Genomic DNA, 16,205 nt, shown 5'->3' on the forward strand with positions numbered 1-16,205 from the left:
CCGCGTCCGCCACGTCAGCGCGCAGCGGCGATCTGCTGCGTGGCGAGCCACGCGCTGACCTGATTCACGAAGTCGTCGCTCGCCGCCGCCAGCGCGCGCACGCCGCCCGCCGCGTCGGGGGAGCTTGCCGCCGCATGCGTGACGAACACATGCTGCGCGATGATCCTGGCACCTTGCATCAGGGTCGCGCGCCCGGCCACCACGCCCGAACTCGAAGTCTGGCTGTCGAACACCTGCTCGAACTGGTCGAGCTCGATCTTGAGCATCGGCGCCTGCACGGCGTCGGCGCCCGAGAGCACCGTCGCGTGCGCGCCAAGCGCCGCGCGCAGGCGCAGCGTGAGCATGCGCGCCGGCGACATCGTCCAGCGGCTGTTCGCATACTGCCCCGTGCGCTGCCCGTCGCCGCTCAGGCGGTAGAGGATGCTGTCGTTATCGAGCGGCGGCGGTGCGTTCACTTCGAGCACCTTGAGCGGCGGCAATGGCCCCGCCACACTCGCCGCGCTCGCCGGGGTCGGCGGACCGAGGTCGTAGCGGACGTCGCCAGGCGCGGCGCTACGGCCCGCGCACGCCGCGAGAAGCATGGCGGCAAGAAGCGCCGCGCACACCATCAGTGCCTTGCCTGGGCCGCGGCCGGGGTGAAAGGTCGAGCGTAACATTGCAGTTCCTTCTGGGTCGTGCGGCGCCGGGGCGCCGCGCTTCATGCATCGAACGTATTACGCGTGGGGCTGCGCCAGGGTCTTACTTGCCGCCTGCGGCCGCGGGCCAGACGAAGCCGGGCTCGCCCGGCCCCGGCGCAGGCCGCGGCGCGCCGCCGAACAGCAAGCTGTTCGGGCTCGTACTGAAAGTGCCCGCCGCGCGGTCCACCGAACGCATGGCCGAGCGCACGTCCTCGGTCAGCGAGTCGACGCGAGGCAGCGTGTCGTAGCCGATGCGCGTGGAAAGCACCTGGATCGACGCATCCATCGAGGCGAGCGCCTCGCCCGCCTGCGCCGCCGCCGTGCCGGCCTTGTTCAGGTTGGTCTGGAACGGGCCGTCCGGACGATTCACGTTCTCGATCAACTGGTTCGTGGACTTGAGCGTGCGCTGCAGGTCGCTCACCGCGCCAGGCAGCGCCTTCGTGGTCGGCTCGAGCTGCTTCGCGAGCGTGTTCGCGCTGTCTGCGGCCTGTTGCAGGCTCGATACGGCGCCCATCAACTGCCTGCGGTTGTCCGGCGAGAGCAGATCGTCCACGTCGCCGGCAATGCGGTCGAGCTTGCGCAGAAGCGCGTCGCCACGCCGCTGCAACTGGTCGAGCAGGCCCGGGCGCAGCGGCAGCTCCGCGACGTGGGCGTCGGACGAAGGCAGCGCAGACAGATCCTGCCCGTTGTCGTCGAGCTGCACGAACGCGATGCCCGTCACGCCCTGCAAGGCGAGCGTGCCGTAGGTGGAGCGCGTCATGGGCGCCTTCTGGTCGACGAGAATGCGAATGCGGATCTGCCCCGGCCGATTCGGGTCGAACTTGATCGAGTCCACCTTGCCGACGTCGAGACCCCGGTAGCGCACGGCCGCGTCCGGATAGAGGCCGGTCACGTTCGAGCGCGAAATCAGGTCGTACGGCACATGGACGGTGTGGTCGGCGCTGAAGAAGAGGACGATCAGCGCAATCACGACGAGAAGGCCGATCGTGAACAGGCCGGCCCAGAACGCATGCGGTTTGTTTTCCATCGTCAGATTCCCTCGTTGGCGACCGCGGCACGGGGTGAACACCAAAACCGGCAAGAAAGCGCTCGCATGTCCGGCCCCCTATATGCCGAATGCCGGCGCGAGCGCCGCCGGCGGCAGCTTCGCGCGCCGCTCGGGCGGCAGCGCCTGCAGCGCGCGCCGGCCGCGCATACCCAGAAAATATTCGCTGATGAAGGGATCGTCTACGCCCGCCACCTCCTCCACGGGCGCCGCCACCAGCACGCGGCGCTGGGCCAGCACGGCCACGCGCGTGGAAAGGGCGACCATCGCGTCGAGATCGTGCGTCACCAGCACGACGGTGAGGCCGAGCGCACGGTGCAGCGTGCTGATCAGATCCACCACTTCGTCCGACGAGTGGGGGTCGAGCCCCGCCGTCGGTTCGTCGAGAAACAGCAACTCGGGCTCGAGCACGATGGCGCGCGCGAGGCCCGCCCGCTTGACCATGCCGCCCGACAGCGCCGCCGGCATCTTCGAGGCGTGCTTGCACGGCAGCCCGACCATCTCCAGCTTGAGCATCACGATGTCGCGCAGGAGGTCGGCGGGCACCTTGCCCAGCTCGCGCACGGGCTGCGCGACGTTGTCGAACACCGACAGCGAAGAAAAGAGCGCGCCTTGCTGGAACAGCATGCCGGTGCGCGTGCGCATGAGGCGCGCGGCTTCGTCGTCGATCTGCGTGAAATCCTCGCCGAACAGTTTGATGCTGCCGGAAGTCGGCTTTTCGAGCCCGAGAATCTGCCGCACGAGCGTCGTCTTGCCCGAGCCGGAACCGCCCACGATCGTCACGATCTCGCCGCGCCGGATATCGAGGTTCAGATGCTGATGCACGACGTTGCGGCCGTAGCGCTTGCTGAGATTGCGCACCTCGACCACCGGCTCGCCGATGGCGGGCAGCGGCAAATCGCGCACCACCTCCCTGAGCGGCGTGGCCCGGGTGCCGATCGTACTCATGACAGCCCCACGTTCTGGAACAGGATCGCGAACACGGCGTCGGCGAGGATGACGATCGTGATCGAGCTGACGACCGAGGTGGTCGTGCCCTCGCCGAGACTCTGCGAATTGGCCTTGATGCGAAAGCCGAAATGGCAGCCGACGATGGCGATGAGCATGCCGAACGCCACGCCCTTGCCGAGGCCGATCCATACGTTCGCAATGGGTACCACGCCAGGCAGGGAGCGCACGAAATACGAAGCGTCGATGCCGAGCACGAGCTTTGCCGCGAGCGCGCCGCCGGTGAGCGCGATCATGTCGGTCCAGGTCACGAGCAGCGGCATGGCGATGCCGAGCGCGATCACGCGCGGCATGACGAGGCGCAGGCCGTGCGGGATGCCCATGACGCGCATGGCGTCGAGCTCCTCGGTCACGCGCATCACGCCGATCTGCGCGGTGATGGCCGAACCCGAGCGGCCGGCCACGAGGATCGCCGAGAGCACGGGCCCGAGCTCGCGGATCACCGCGAGTCCGAGAATGTTGACGATGTACTGGTTCGCGCCGAAGAGCCGCAACTGCTGCGCGGAAAGATACGACAGCACGATGCCGATCAGGAACGCCACGAGCGCCGTGATCGGCAGTGCCCGCGCGCCCGCGTTGTAGATATTCGCCGAGATCTCGATCCAGGGCGTGAGCTTCGGCTTGCGCGCGATCAGCAGCAGGTCGAGGATCACGCGGCCGAGCATCGCAATGCCGCCGTACAGGTGGTCGAAGAACGAGAAGATCGCGAGCCCGAACCGCGTCACCGGATCGATGCGGACCACCTTTTCCACCGGCTCGCGCACGGAATCGAGCAGTGCGATGCGGTTGAAGATGTCGCGCTGGGTATCGGTGAGCGCCACGAGGTCGGGGGGCAGCTTGTGGCCCCAGACGCGCCAGAGCGCCTGGCCGCCCACGTGGTCCATGTGCTGGACGCCCGAGAGGTCCCACTGGCCGACCGGCTCGCGTCCGAGCGCGAGCGCGCGCAGGCGCAAAACCGCACCGCCCCGCTCGCGGTCTCGTGCGAGGGCCAGCGCGGTCCACTGACCGGAAAGGCGGACGATCCTTCCGTGGGGGCCGGCCGCGATTTCGAGGCCGGGCGGCATCTCTTGGATCAAGGCGGGGCGCTCGGGCGGGAGAGGGAGCCGTCATTGTAGCGAACGCACCCCGTTTAGGCGGTACGGGCGCGCACGGATGCGCATGTCCGGCGCGGCGGCCGGGCCGGGGCCCCGCAAACCCCGCGCGGCTGCCGCGCCGCCAGCCACTACAATACGCCTCATGAACGCAACCTCCTCCCACGCAACGCCGCCCGCCGGCGACTGGCGCATCGACCGCGACCGCGCGGTGACCCTGTTCGGCCCGGCCGCCCACGACTGGCCCATCGAGATCGTCGAGGAAACCGGCTCGACCAACGCCGACCTGATGGCGCGCATGAAGGCCCTGCCCCAGCGCGCCAACGCCCTCGCGCGGCCGATCGTGCGCGTGGCCTACCTGCAGACCGCGGGCCGCGGAAGGCGCGGCCGCAGTTGGGTCGCGCAGCCCGGCGACGCGCTGCTGTTCTCGCTCGCCTGCGTGCTGCCGCGCCCGCTCGACGGCCTCGCGGGCCTCTCCCTCGCGCTGGGCTCGGCGCTCGTGGACGGCCTGCGCACGCTGCCCGTGGCCGCGCCCGGCCAGATCGCGCTCAAGTGGCCGAACGACGTGCTGCTCGAAGGCGACAAGCTGGTGGGCATTCTGGTCGAAACGGCCTGGAGCACGCCCGACGCGACGGCCGTCGTGATCGGCATCGGCACGAACGTACGCGGCGCCGACGCACTGGCCGCGAAGCTCGATGCGCTGAACGCCGGCGCCGACGCCGCGGCGGTGCCGGGCACGACGCCCACGGCGCTCTCGCGCGCCTGGCCCAGCGCGAATCTCACCGACACGCTCGCCGCCGAGCTCAACGCGCTCGAAAGCGCGCTGCAACGTTTCGCGGAAGGCGGTTTCGCGCCGTTCCAGGCGCGCTGGAACGCCTGCCACGCCTACGCGGGCCGCGAGGTGACGCTCTACGAACAGGGCAGGGAACTGATGCGCGGGGTGGCGGTGGGCGTGGACGAGCGCGGCCAGTTGCTCGTCGATACGGCGCACGGCCGGGAGACCGTCGCGACGGGCGATATCTCGCTGCGCATCGCGGGCGGCGGCGCATGAGCGCGGCGGCCGATCTATCCCAGCCGCCGCCCTTTCTGCTGATCGACGCGGGCAACAGCCGGATCAAATGGGCCATCGCCGACGCCATGGGCACACGCACGCATGCGGGCGCGGCGAATCACAGCAGCCTGTTCGACGGCGAGGCTGAGTTGCCTGGCTGGTCGAACCTCCCGGCGCCCTCGGGCGCCTGGATCTCGAATGTCGCGGGAGACGTGGTCGGGCAGCGTATCGATGCGTTAATCGAGGCGCGCTGGCCGGGACTGCCGCGCACCGTGGTCCGCGCGAGCGCGCAGCAATGCGGCGTGACCAACGGCTACACGACGCCCGGCTCGCTCGGCAGCGACCGCTGGGCGGGCTTGATCGGCGCGCGCGCGGCGTTTCCCGACGAGCCGCTCCTGATCGCGACCTTCGGCACCGCCACGACGCTCGAAGCGCTGCGCGCGGACGGCCGCTTCGTCGGCGGCCTGATCGCGCCGGGCTGGACGCTGATGATGCGCTCGCTCGGAGAGCACACCGCGCAGTTGCCGGTGCTCGATGCGTCTTCAGCGCGTGGTCTGATCGGCGGCGCTGCGGACGCGGCGACCCGCGGCGCGGACGCCGCGCAAGCCGGCCCGTTCTTCGCCGCCGACACCAAACGCTCCATCTCGGCGGGCTGCGCGCTTGCCCAGGCGGCGCTGATCGAGCGCGCGTGGACCGATCTGCAGCGCGAATGGGAAGAGCCGGTACGGCTGGTGGTGAGCGGCGGCGCGGCCGCCGAAGTGACAGCGGCGCTCAAGGTGCCGCATACTCGCCACGACGCGCTGGTGCTCGCGGGCCTCGCGCTGATCGCGGCGCGGTCCTGACCGCGCGGTTCCTGCGGGTGGTTCCTGCTGGCGGTTCCATGCGGGCCCTCCCGCATGGGTCGTCCCTAACGATAACGACGGATAACGACGGAGCTTCACACGATGCTGCGCTGGCTGCTCGCCATTCTGATACTCGCCAACGTTCTCGCCTTCGGGGCGCTGCGAGGCGTCTTCGGCCCGACACCCGCCTCGGGCCTGCGCGATACCCAGCCGTTGACCCGGCAGATCCACCCGGAGCGGCTCGGCGTGCGGCCGATCGCGGCATCCGAATCCGTCGACGTGCCGGTGGTGGGCGGTCCGGTGGCCGACCCCGCGGTGCAAGCCTCGACGCTCGCGCAGTAACGGCGCGGCAAGTAGGGCGCCGCGGCCCCGCGGGCGCTCAGCTCGCCTGGGTGCGCACCTTCTTGAGCAGCTTCGTGGTCGAGCGGTCGTGCTCGAACGGAATCGCCAGCGCCCGGCCACCCCAGCCACGCACGAGCGCCGACTCGGGCAGCGCGTCCATGTCGTAATCGCCGCCTTTCACGAGCACGTCCGGGCGTAGGGCCTCGATCAGTTCGATCGGCGTGCGCTCGCCGAAACCCACCACCCAGTCCACGCTTTCCAGCGCCGCGAGCAGCGCCATGCGGTCGGCTTCCGTGTTGATCGGGCGGTCGTCGCCCTTGCCGAGCATGCGTACCGAGGCGTCGCTGTTCACACCGACTATCAGCGTCGCGCCGAGCGCTTTCGCGTCGGCGAGATAGGTGACGTGCCCGCGGTGCAGGATGTCGAAAACCCCGTTGGTGAACACCACCGGACCGGCCAGTGTGGGCCGCAGTTGCGCGAGCGCCTCGCGCGTCGTGATCTTGCGTTCGAAGGAAGCGGGCATCGGATGGGACTCGGTTGAAGCGAACAAGGCCTCGGACGGAAGGCCAAAACAAACGGCCCGGCACGCACGAGCGCCCGGGCCGTCCCGATCATGCCGATCGCCTGGCGCGCCCGCCGGCTTCAAGCCGGCCCGGCGCACGCGGCGCTCAGGCGGGCTGCTGCGTGCCCTGATCGGATTGCAGGCGCGAGACCACTTCCTTGCGGTAGCGGTTCAGTTCCTGCGCCGTGTTGAACGTGCGTTCGAACAGGATCGACAGGTTGTGCAGGATACGCTCGACGACCTTCTTCTCCCAGCCGTCGTCGAAACGGATCTGCTCGTCGAGCCAGCGCTCGAGCCATTCCGGATCGGGCAGGCGCGACTGCACGGTGTCGCGCGGGAACAGCGCCTGGTTCACGTGCAGGTTCGTGGGGTGCAGCGGCTTTTCGGTGCGGCGCGCCGAGGCCATCAGCACGCCGATCTTCGCGAACGCCGCGCGCGCGCCGTCGCCGAAGTTCGTGAGCGCCTTCTTCATGTAGCGCAGATAGGCGCCGCCATGGCGCGCCTCGTCGCGCGAAATGGTTTCGTAGATCGCCTTGATGACGGGTTCCGTATGCCATTCGGCCGCGCGGCGATACCAGTGATTCAGGCGGATCTCGCCGCAGAAGTGGAGCATCAGCGTTTCGAGCGGGGGCGCCGGGTCGAACGTGAAGCGCACGGCGTGCAACTCTTCTTCGGTCGGCACGAGTTCCGGCTTGAAGCGGCGCAGGTACTCCATCAGCACCAGCGAATGCTTCTGCTCCTCGAAAAACCACACGCTCATGAACGCGGAGAAGTCGCTGTCGTGATGGTTGTCGCGCAGGAACATCTCGGTGGCCGGCAGCGCGGACCATTCCGTGATGGCGTTCATCTTGATGGTCTTCGCCTGCTCGTCGGTGAGGAGCGACGCGTCGAACCTGTCCCAGGGGATGTCCTTCTCCATGTCCCATCGGACCGATTCGAGCGATTTGTAAAGTTCCGGATAAAGCATCGTGTTCATAGTCCCGCCCCTGATCTGCGCATCACGCGCGCATGACGATTTCGTAGCGTGCCGCGTGCCCGCGAAAATCCGCGGCGCGCAGGCGAAAACATTTAATTTTACGCGGTAATCGGCCACTCAAACGCATCCGGCAGCCCTGTTGCGCCCGTCGGACAGTAATCCGTGTACCGAATGAGAAGCGGCCTGGCGAGTCCTGGGTAGCTGCTCCGTGCCTGGAACCCGAATGCCGGTGTATCCGCGCAGGCGTCACCCGCGCCGCCCAGCCCGCCGCCTGTCCGGCGTGCCGGGGCCATCAACGACATGCGGCGAATTGTCGCAGCCCTGCCGTCCGGTACCGTCCTCGCTCGCTACCGCCGGGCCACTCGCCAGACCGGCCAGCAAGTGCGTGAAACCAGGTCGAACAACGTCGAAACGGCCGGGAAAACCACCTTACACGATGATAGCACGCCGATCTGTCAGATCCGCCGCCCTTCCGGATGCCCGTTCGCGCCACCTGTCGGCAATTTGAGCCAGGTCAAAAGTACGTCGCGTCGAGCCAGCGTATCGCGATAGCCCAGCTCGATCAGCTCACGCGTGAACGCCTGCTCGAACAGCAGATAGCTCGCAAACGCCGCGCCCGACGCGCGATTGCCGCCCACCGCGCCCAGCAGCATGCGCACCGAACGCGGCAACTCCAGCAGATGGCGCGCGGCGATGAGCTCGATACGCTCGCTGGGCGCGATGGCGAGCACGTCCACGTGCCGCCAGCCGCTCTCGGGCTCCACCGTCTCCGGCAGATGCCGAAGCACGCGATTGATGTGCTCCACGCGTTCGATGTCGGCGCCGAGCGCGTCGAGGAATACGCTCGCCAGCACCTGCTGGCCGACCTGCGCGAGCGTCGGGTAGGCATCGGGGCTCGCGAGGGGCACCTCGGGCGCCGGCGCGGCGGCGCCGATCACGACGATGCGTCCCGCGCCGAAGTGGATCGCGGGGCTGAGCGGCGCCATCTGGCGAATCGAGCCGTCGCCGAAATACTCGTGGCGGCCGTCGATCTGGAGGCGCACCGCAGGAAACACGTAAGGGATGGCGGACGAAGCGAGCAGATGCGCGGGCGTGAGCTCGACCATGCGCGCCGTGCGCTGCGCGCGGCGCCATGCGCTGATGGGCTCGCTCGCCTGGTAGAAGGTGAGATGCCGCCCCGACGAATAGCTGAGCGCCGTGACGGCGACCGCATGCAGGCGCCGCTCGTCGAGCATCTGTTCGATGCGGTGAAAGCTCAGCGTGCGCGCGAGGAAATGGGCGAGCGGCGCATTGTCGAACAGCGTCTTGGGCGTACGGCGCGCCGCGAATCCGAAGGTGGCCCAGCCGAACGCCAGCGCGCCGAGCCAGCGCGCGCCCGCGGCGGCGATGCCTGGCCAGTCCGTGCGATAGACGTGGTCGGCGCTCAGGTTCGCCCAGAAGTCGGCGAGACGCACCGCGCCCTGGGTGAAGTGGTCCGCGTGGCTCGCGATCGAGGTGGCGTTGATCGCACCCGCCGACGTGCCGCAAATCACCGTGAACGGTATCTCGCGGCGTCCCGGCTCGGCGGCTTCCGCGATTTCCGCCAGCGCACGCAGCGCGCCGGCCTGGTAGGCCGCGCGCGCCCCGCCCCCCATCATCACGAGCGCAAGCCGCATGATGCCGACGCTCCCCGTAAGCGCCCTAACGGGCGCGGTTTTTCAAACGTGCGCCGCAAGCCTCACTCGGGCTGCGCCGGCGCCTTCTTCGTCGTCCGCGACGCGGACGGCCTGGCCGTAGCGCGCTTGCCGGCAGGCTTCGCCGCCTCGTCGGGCGCGGCCCTCGCCGCCGAAGCCTCCTGGGCGGCACCCGCGGGCTGCGTCATCGCGAACTGCGCGAGCTGGTTGAACTGAGCCTGCAGCAGGTTCCACCAGGCCGAGGCGTCGAAGCCGGGCGGTGGCGGCGGAGGCGCGTTGTCGCCGGCTTCGGTGGGTCCGGCCGAGGCGGAGGATTCAGCGGCTGCGGCAGCCTTCGCGGACGCGCGCGAGGACTCGGCGGCAGGCGGCGGCGACATCTGCGATTGCGCAAAGGCGCCGAACGCGCGCAGCGTGGAAAGCGTCGCGCGCTGCACTTCCATCGCCTGGATAGCCGACTGCAGCATGCTCAGATTGAGCTTGAGCCATTGCTCGACGGCGCGCAGGTCGGTGATGCGCTTGTCGAGTTCTTCGATGTTGGTAAGCGGCGTCATGATGTCGGACATCATCGAAAGCGAGGGCCCGAGGCCTTGCGCCATGCCCGGCTCGCTGCCCGGGAAGGCGCTGCCGAACGGCGTGAGACGCATCATCCCCCACATGCGGTCGAGCATCTCGGCGGGCGGGAAGCCGGGAAACCCGGGAAACGGCGGCACGGAGCCAGCGGTGTCAGTCATGCGGATCTCCTCGCATAGTCGATGTTAGAGGGCGCTTGCATTGAGGTATCGGTCCGATCATACCGCGCCAGCCGGCCTGCGCGCGATGCCGGGCCGACGGGGTATCGAGGCTTCGGGGGGCATCAGAACCTGAACGGATCGCCGCCCGGGAAGTCGGGCGTGCGCCGCTCGCGCAGCGACTGCACGCCTTCGCGCACGTCGGGTCCCGAAAAACCCATGAATTCGAGCGCGAGCGACGTATCGAAGTTCGGTCCCGCCATGCGCAGCCAGTTGTTGAGCGCGTACTTGGTCCAGCGCACCGCGGTCTGCGAGCCGTTCGCGAGACGCTTCGCCACCTCGAACGCCTTGGGCAGCAGATCGTTCTCGTCGACGGCGAGCGAGACGAGGCCGATGCGCTCCGCTTCCTCGCCGCTCACGGGCTCGCACAGCAGCAGGTAGTACTTCGCCTTCGCCATGCCGCACAGAAGCGGCCACACGATCGCCGCATGGTCGCCCGCGGCCACGCCGAGACGCGTGTGGCCGTCGATGATGCGCGCCGTCTTCGTCGCGATCGAGATGTCGGCGAGCAGACCCGCGACGAGCCCCGCCCCCACCGCCGGCCCGTGCATCGCCGAGACGATCGGCTTGCCGCAGTTGATCACGTTGTAGACGAGATCGCGCGCCTCGCGCCAGACGCGCGCGCGCACGTCGAAGTGCATGGCCATGTCCTCGACGAGCGCGAGATCGCCGCCCGCCGAAAAGCCCTTGCCTTCGCCGCGGATCACCGCGACGCGCGCGTCGGGATCGCGGTCCACGTCGCGCCAGATTTCGGCGAGCTCGCGGTGCATGTTGGCGTCGGCGGTCGCGAGGCCGCTTTTGTTCGCGCCTTCGCCGCTCATCACGATCTCGACGATGCCGTGCTCGTGACGCCGCACGTGCAACGCGTGATAGCGGGCGTAAAAAGGATCGTTCATGCGCGCTTCCTCCCTGCTTCCGATAGATGATGAATGGCGGGCGGCGTCAATGCGGCTGGTAGACCCACTTGCCGTCGCGGATCTCGACCATCACGCGGGCATGCGCATCGAGCCCGAGGTGATCGGTCGCGCTCATGTTGACGACGCCGTTCGTATCGACAAGGCCGCGCGTGGCTTCGAGCGCGTCGCGCAACGCGTGGCGAAATGCGCTCGTGCCAGGCGCCGCGGTCTTGAGCGCAACCGGCAGCGCACTTTGCAGCAGCAGACCCGCGTCCCACGTGTACGCACCGAATGCCGACACCGTGCCCGCGCCGTAACGTGCTTCGTACTTCGAAATATAGTCGAGCGCGAGACGGCGGCCCGGATAGTCCTCGGGCAGTTGCGCCGCGACGAGCACGGGGCTCGCCGGCAGGAACGTGCCGTTGCAATCGGCGCCGCACACGCGCAGGAAATCGCGGTTGCCCACGCCATGGTTGTGATAGATGAGGCCCTGGTAGCCGCGCTCCTTGAGCGCCTTCGGCGGCAGGGCGGCGGGGGTACCCGCCGCGCCGACCACGACGGCATCGGGATGCGCCTCGACGATCTTCAGCACCTGGCCCGTGACCGAGGGATCGGTACGGTTGAAGCGCTCGCTCGCGACGATACGGATGCCGTGTTGCTGCGCGGCCTTCGCGACCTCGGCATAGAAGGTCTCGCCCAGCGCGTCCGCCTGGCCGATGTACGCGAGCGTCTTCACGTTGTGCGCCACGGCGTGCTCGACGATCGCGCCGGCCATCATCGCATCGGTCTGCGGCGTCTTGAACATCCAGCGGCGCTTGTCGTCGACGGGCTCGATGATCTTCGCCGACGAGGCGAGCGAGAGGGTGGGCGTCTCGCCCTGGGCGACCACGTCGAGCATCGCGAGCGTGTTCGGCGTGATCGACGAGCCGATGATCGCGTCCACGTGCTGCTCGTCGATCAGCTTCTTCGTGTCCTGCACGGCCTGGGTGGTGTCCGAAGCATCGTCGAGGACGATGTACTGCACCTTCTGTCCGGCGATTTCCGTGGGGAACATCTGGGCCGTGTCGCGCGCCGGAATGCCGAGCGACGCGGCCGGCCCCGTGAGCGAAAGCACGAGACCGATCTTGATCTGCGCGAGCGCGAAGGCGGGAGCGAGCAAACCGGCGAGCGCAGCCAGCACGGCTACGGTACGGCTCGGCTCGGCAAAGAGCGTTTCATCGTGTCTCCTCATTGTCGTGTGCGTATTCTTCGTACGACTCTCGGCGCCGACAGGATGCGTTTGCCAGCACGTTGGCCAGCGCGTTTGCCAGTGTAGCCGCGCCCCTCGCGCACGGCATCGGGCGTTACCCTTCCGCGCGGCGGCGCGTTAAAGCGGATTACTGTGCATCCGTTGCCGGCGCCACCGCCTGGTCGATCGCACCGAAGATCGACTTGCCCGTCTCGTCGAGCATCTCGATCTTGACGCTGTCGCCGAACTTCATGAACTCCGTGCGCGCCTCGCCGTGCTCGATCGTTTCGAGGCAGCGCTTCTCGGCAATGCAGCAGTAGCCGCGCTTCGCATCCTTGTTCGACACCGTGCCTGAGCCGACGATCGCGCCCGCGCGCAGGTTGCGCGTCTTCGCCGCGTGCGCGATCAGTTGACCGAAGTGGAACACCATGTCCGTACCCGCGTCGGGCTGACCCACTTTCCTGCCGTTCCAGTGCACGACGAGCGGCAGGTGCACGCGGCCCTCGCGCCAGTGGCCGCCGAGTTCGTCGGGCGTCACGGCGACGGGCGCGAACGACGTGGCCGGCTTGCTCTGGAAAAAGCCGAAGCCCTTCGCGAGTTCGGCGGGAATCAGGTGGCGCAACGAGACGTCGTTTGCAAGCGTGACGAGGCGGATGGACCGAAGCGCCTCGTCGGGCGTCGTGCCCATCGGCACGTCGCCGGTGATCACGGCCACCTCGGCCTCGAAGTCGATGCCCCACGCCTCCGACGCACAGACGATGTCGTCGGTCGGGCCGACGAAGTCGTCGCTGCCGCCCTGGTACATCAGCGGGTCGGTCCAGAACTCGGGCGGCATTTCGGCGCCGCGCGCGCGGCGCACAAGCTCCACGTGGTTCACGTAGGACGAACCGTCCGCCCACTGGTACGCACGCGGCAACGGCGCCATGCACTCGCGGGCGTCGAAGCCGAAGGCATTGCGCGCGCGGCCCTGGTTGAGCGCGTCGTAGAGATCGAGCAACTGCGGCGCGTAGAAGCGCCAGTCGTCGAGTACGCGTTGCAGGGTTGGCGCGATCGTGTCGGCAATGGCCGCCGTGCGCAGGTCGCGGGAAACGACGATCAGTTGACCGTCGCGGGTGCCGTCCTTCAGCGTGGCAAGTTTCATGGGACTGGTGCGTTGTGCGGATGACGATAGAGGAAATGTATTCTACGATGGTGAATCGGCGCGGCCCAAGGGGCGCGCGTGGAACGGCACGCCGTGCGGCCGTCTGCGCCCGATCCGCCCCCGGCTTGTTGCCGCCCGTTGCTCCGTTGCCCACGCCTCGACCAGAACGCTATCCATGCCGCCGTCTGCCCGCTCCTCCTCGCTGTCCGCCCGCCGCGCCGCCCCGGTCGATCCCGCCGAAGCCGAGGTCGACGATCTCCACGACGCTCCCGAGCACGCCGAGGGCGAAGGGGGGGAAACGGGTGAAGAGAAGCTGCGCTCGGGCATCCAGTCGATCGAAGTCGGCTTTCGGCTGCTCGAAGTGCTGACCGGGGAGCCGCGCGCGATGATGCTGCGCGATCTCGCGCAGCGCGCAGGCATGAGCCCGGCGAAGGCGCACCGGTATCTGGTGAGCTTCCTGCGGCTCGGCATGGTTGCACAGGATCCGCTTTCGGGACGCTACGAACTGGGCGGCTTCGCGCTGCAACTGGGGCTTGCGCGGCTTGCACGCGTGGACGGCGTCAAGCTTGCGCGCATCGCGCTCGCCGAGCTGCGCGACGCGCTCGACATCACGGTGGGCATCGCCGTGTGGGGCAACCAGGGGCCGACCGTCGTGCACTGGATGGAGTCGAGCCACCCGGCCAAGGCGTCGCTCAAGCTCGGCGACGTCATGCCGATGCTGAGCTCCGCCACGGGCCTCCTGTTCGCCGCCTACCTGCCGCGCAGCAAAACCAGCCCGATGATCGAGCGCGAACTCGCGAGCGCGCAGCACTACACGTCGGGATCGACGCCGCGCACGGCCGAAGAACTCGAACGTGCGCTCGCCGAAGTGCGCGAACACGGCGCGGCACGCGTGGAAGGCATGCTGCTGCCGACGATCCACGCGTTCTGCACGCCGGTCTTCGACGCCACGGGCGATCTCGCGCTAGGCGTGATCGCGCTCGGGCACGAGGGCGCGTTCGATATCCACTGGAACGGCGCTGTCGACACGGCGCTGCGCGAGTGCGCGCAGAAGCTGTCCTGGGAATTGGGGTACAGTCCGGTTCCGCGCTGAGCGCAGGTTGACCGCGCGTTGACCGTACGTTGACTGCGGGGTGATTTCGCGCGGAACCGTCCATCCGGCCGGAACGCAGCCGGCGCCCGGCGGGTCGAAGCGGGTTCACGGCGCGTTCTGCCGTTTTGCAGGCACGCCGCCCGACGTGTCACATTAACGTTCACATTCACCTCAAATCGAGCCCGATGCCAGGCGCCCTCGCCCGTTCAGAAACCACAGCCTCCGCTTCGCCGCCGCGCTCGCGCGCCTGGCGCTGGTTGGCCGTGTTCGTCGTGGTGACGCTGCTGCATTGGCTCGCGGCCGAGTGGATCGAGCGGCATCGCGGCGTGCCGCCCCCCGTGCGCGACGTGCACGTTCCCGTGCAGGTCGCGCTGCTCAAGCCCGAACGCATCGAACGCGAGGCGCAACCCGCCGCGGCAAGCGCGGCGCACAAGGCCGCCCCGCACCCGGCCCACCGACCGGCGAGCAGACCGCACGAACTACGGGCCGTGACGCCGCCGAAACCCCAACCCAAAGTTCAGGCGGCGCAGCCCGCCTCCAGCCCGGCCGAAACGGAAAACACGGCGGCCACGAACCCGGCCGCCTCCGACGCCGCCGCCAGCAGCGCGGCGGCCGGCGCCGGCAACGGCGGCACGGCACACGCCGGCGCGGGCAACGGCAACACGCCTTCGGCGCAGGCAAGCCAGGCCTCGCACGGCGTGAAGTTCTCGATCCCGCCCTCGGGCGAACTGCAGTACGACACGTTCTATAACGGCGTGCGCAACCAGCCGGGCACGATTCACTGGGCGAGCGACGGGCAGCACTACGAGATGGTGGTCTCGGTGCCGCTGCCGTTCATCGGCAGTTTCAACTGGACGAGCCGCGGCCACGTGGACGCGTTCGGACTCGCGCCCGATCAGTACATCGAGAAGCGCGGCCACCGCCCCGAAGACGTGACGGTCTTCAACCGCAACCAGAAGCAGATCGTGTTCACGCGCACGCCAAACTCGCTCGCGCTGCAGGACGGCGCGCAGGATCGCTTCAGCATGGTGATGCAGCTCGCGAGCCTCGTGCGCGGCGACCCCGAGGCGTACAAGCCCGGCGTCACGCGCGAGTTCTACGTGGCCGACAACGACAGCGGCGAAGTCTGGCCCGTGACGACCATCGGCGACGAAAGCGTGAGCACCGATCATGGCTTCGTCACCGCGCGCCACTTCATGCGGCTGCCGCGCCGCGAAGGCGACAAGCGTCGCATCGACGTGTGGCTTGCGCCCTCGCTCGGCTGGCTGCCCGTGCGGCTCGTGCAGACCGAGCCGAACGGCACGCAGTTCGAACTCGTCTGGCGCGGACCGATTGCCTTGCCCCCGGCAAACGGGGCGGGCGCAACGGACGCAAACGCATCGAACACCGGAACACCGACTGCCGCGCCGCACGCCGGCAACAACGAAACGCCGGCAAGCGCCCCTGCAAGCGCGCCGGGCGACAACCAACCGGATGCGGCACAACCGCCATCGCAGCCGGCTCCGGTGCCCCCTTCTTCCGCCGAACCCTCCGCGCCGGCTGCACCGCAACCGTCCGCATCGGCTCCGACGTTGCAGCCGGCTCCGTCGACCGCTCCCGATACGGCACCCGCCGGCAACGCGCCCGCGAACGACACGCCCGCACAGCCCTGAGCCCCCGTGCTGCGTCGGCTCGCCTTTACCCCGTCTTGATCCTTTACAGACGCTCACAAATTGCGCGCAACACCTGAGCCCACTTCGCAGCAGAACGCCGCGAAATAGCGCATACTGGAATCGCTGGCTGCACACGTCAT

At 68.8% G+C, this 16,205-nt stretch carries 16 protein-coding genes; 5 read left to right on the plus strand and 11 right to left on the minus strand.

Features of this window, described 5'->3' with window-relative positions:
- Positions 1-14: 14 nt before the first annotated feature.
- The 4 genes from V8683_RS00080 to V8683_RS00095 form a co-directional block, all read right to left on the minus strand.
- Positions 15-656 (minus strand): ABC-type transport auxiliary lipoprotein family protein, encoded by a 642-nt coding sequence (locus V8683_RS00080; protein WP_411187471.1) that lies wholly within the window; start codon positions 654-656, stop codon positions 15-17.
- 82 nt (positions 657-738) lie between these two features.
- Positions 739-1,704, minus strand: coding sequence for an MlaD family protein (locus V8683_RS00085; RefSeq protein WP_411187473.1), 966 nt, complete (start codon positions 1,702-1,704; stop codon positions 739-741).
- Positions 1,705-1,782: 78 nt separating this feature from the next.
- On the minus strand, positions 1,783-2,670 hold the full coding sequence (locus V8683_RS00090; RefSeq protein ID WP_411187475.1) for an ABC transporter ATP-binding protein: 888 nt from the start codon (positions 2,668-2,670) through the stop codon (positions 1,783-1,785).
- A complete protein-coding gene (locus V8683_RS00095; protein ID WP_411190453.1) occupies positions 2,667-3,794 on the minus strand; it encodes an MlaE family ABC transporter permease in 1,128 nt (375 codons plus the stop codon). The genes V8683_RS00090 and V8683_RS00095 overlap by 4 nt, the downstream gene beginning before the upstream one ends.
- Before the next feature lie 172 nt (positions 3,795-3,966).
- On the opposite strand from V8683_RS00095, the gene V8683_RS00100 reads away from it, so the two are divergent.
- The 3 genes from V8683_RS00100 to V8683_RS00110 all read left to right on the plus strand — a co-directional run bounded on the left by V8683_RS00100 (position 3,967) and on the right by V8683_RS00110 (position 6,056).
- Positions 3,967-4,872 carry a biotin--[acetyl-CoA-carboxylase] ligase gene (locus V8683_RS00100; RefSeq protein WP_411187477.1) on the plus strand — a complete coding sequence of 302 codons (906 nt, stop codon included), beginning with the start codon at positions 3,967-3,969 and terminating at the stop codon, positions 4,870-4,872.
- Positions 4,869-5,714: a type III pantothenate kinase gene (locus V8683_RS00105; RefSeq protein ID WP_411187479.1), complete on the plus strand. Its 846-nt coding sequence runs from the start codon at positions 4,869-4,871 to the stop codon at positions 5,712-5,714. The genes V8683_RS00100 and V8683_RS00105 overlap by 4 nt, the downstream gene beginning before the upstream one ends.
- 102 nt (positions 5,715-5,816) lie before the next feature.
- On the plus strand, positions 5,817-6,056 hold the full coding sequence (locus V8683_RS00110) for a hypothetical protein (protein ID WP_411187481.1): 240 nt from the start codon (positions 5,817-5,819) through the stop codon (positions 6,054-6,056).
- A gap of 37 nt (positions 6,057-6,093) precedes the next feature.
- On the opposite strand, the gene rfaE2 is transcribed toward V8683_RS00110, so the two are convergent.
- The 7 genes from rfaE2 to V8683_RS00145 all read right to left on the minus strand — a co-directional run bounded on the left by rfaE2 (position 6,094) and on the right by V8683_RS00145 (position 13,320).
- Positions 6,094-6,579, minus strand: a complete 486-nt coding sequence (gene rfaE2, locus V8683_RS00115; protein ID WP_411187483.1) for a D-glycero-beta-D-manno-heptose 1-phosphate adenylyltransferase — start codon at positions 6,577-6,579, stop codon at positions 6,094-6,096.
- A 145-nt stretch (positions 6,580-6,724) separates the two neighbouring features.
- Positions 6,725-7,594 carry a ferritin family protein gene (locus tag V8683_RS00120; RefSeq protein ID WP_411187485.1) on the minus strand — a complete coding sequence of 290 codons (870 nt, stop codon included), beginning with the start codon at positions 7,592-7,594 and terminating at the stop codon, positions 6,725-6,727.
- A gap of 455 nt (positions 7,595-8,049) precedes the next feature.
- A complete protein-coding gene (locus tag V8683_RS00125; protein ID WP_411187487.1) occupies positions 8,050-9,249 on the minus strand; it encodes a patatin-like phospholipase family protein in 1,200 nt (399 codons plus the stop codon).
- Between the two features lie 62 nt (positions 9,250-9,311).
- Positions 9,312-9,998, minus strand: coding sequence for a PhaM family polyhydroxyalkanoate granule multifunctional regulatory protein (locus tag V8683_RS00130; protein ID WP_411187489.1), 687 nt, complete (start codon positions 9,996-9,998; stop codon positions 9,312-9,314).
- 122 nt (positions 9,999-10,120) lie between these two features.
- Complete coding sequence (locus tag V8683_RS00135; RefSeq protein WP_411187491.1) at positions 10,121-10,951, minus strand: enoyl-CoA hydratase/isomerase family protein; 831 nt, start codon at positions 10,949-10,951, stop codon at positions 10,121-10,123.
- A gap of 46 nt (positions 10,952-10,997) precedes the next feature.
- Positions 10,998-12,182, minus strand: coding sequence for an ABC transporter substrate-binding protein (locus tag V8683_RS00140; RefSeq protein WP_411187493.1), 1,185 nt, complete (start codon positions 12,180-12,182; stop codon positions 10,998-11,000).
- Positions 12,183-12,327: 145 nt separating this feature from the next.
- Entirely contained in the window at positions 12,328-13,320 is a 993-nt protein-coding gene (locus V8683_RS00145) for a fumarylacetoacetate hydrolase family protein (RefSeq protein ID WP_411187495.1), read from the minus strand.
- A gap of 175 nt (positions 13,321-13,495) precedes the next feature.
- On the opposite strand from V8683_RS00145, the gene V8683_RS00150 reads away from it, so the two are divergent.
- Together V8683_RS00150 and V8683_RS00155 are read left to right on the plus strand one after the other, a co-directional pair.
- Positions 13,496-14,413: an IclR family transcriptional regulator gene (locus tag V8683_RS00150; protein WP_411187497.1), complete on the plus strand. Its 918-nt coding sequence runs from the start codon at positions 13,496-13,498 to the stop codon at positions 14,411-14,413.
- A 185-nt stretch (positions 14,414-14,598) separates the two neighbouring features.
- A complete protein-coding gene (locus tag V8683_RS00155) occupies positions 14,599-16,065 on the plus strand; it encodes a DUF3108 domain-containing protein (RefSeq protein ID WP_411187499.1) in 1,467 nt (488 codons plus the stop codon).
- Positions 16,066-16,205: the final 140 nt, after the last annotated feature.

The sequence above is a fragment of the Paraburkholderia sp. AV2 genome (genome assembly GCF_054968425.1).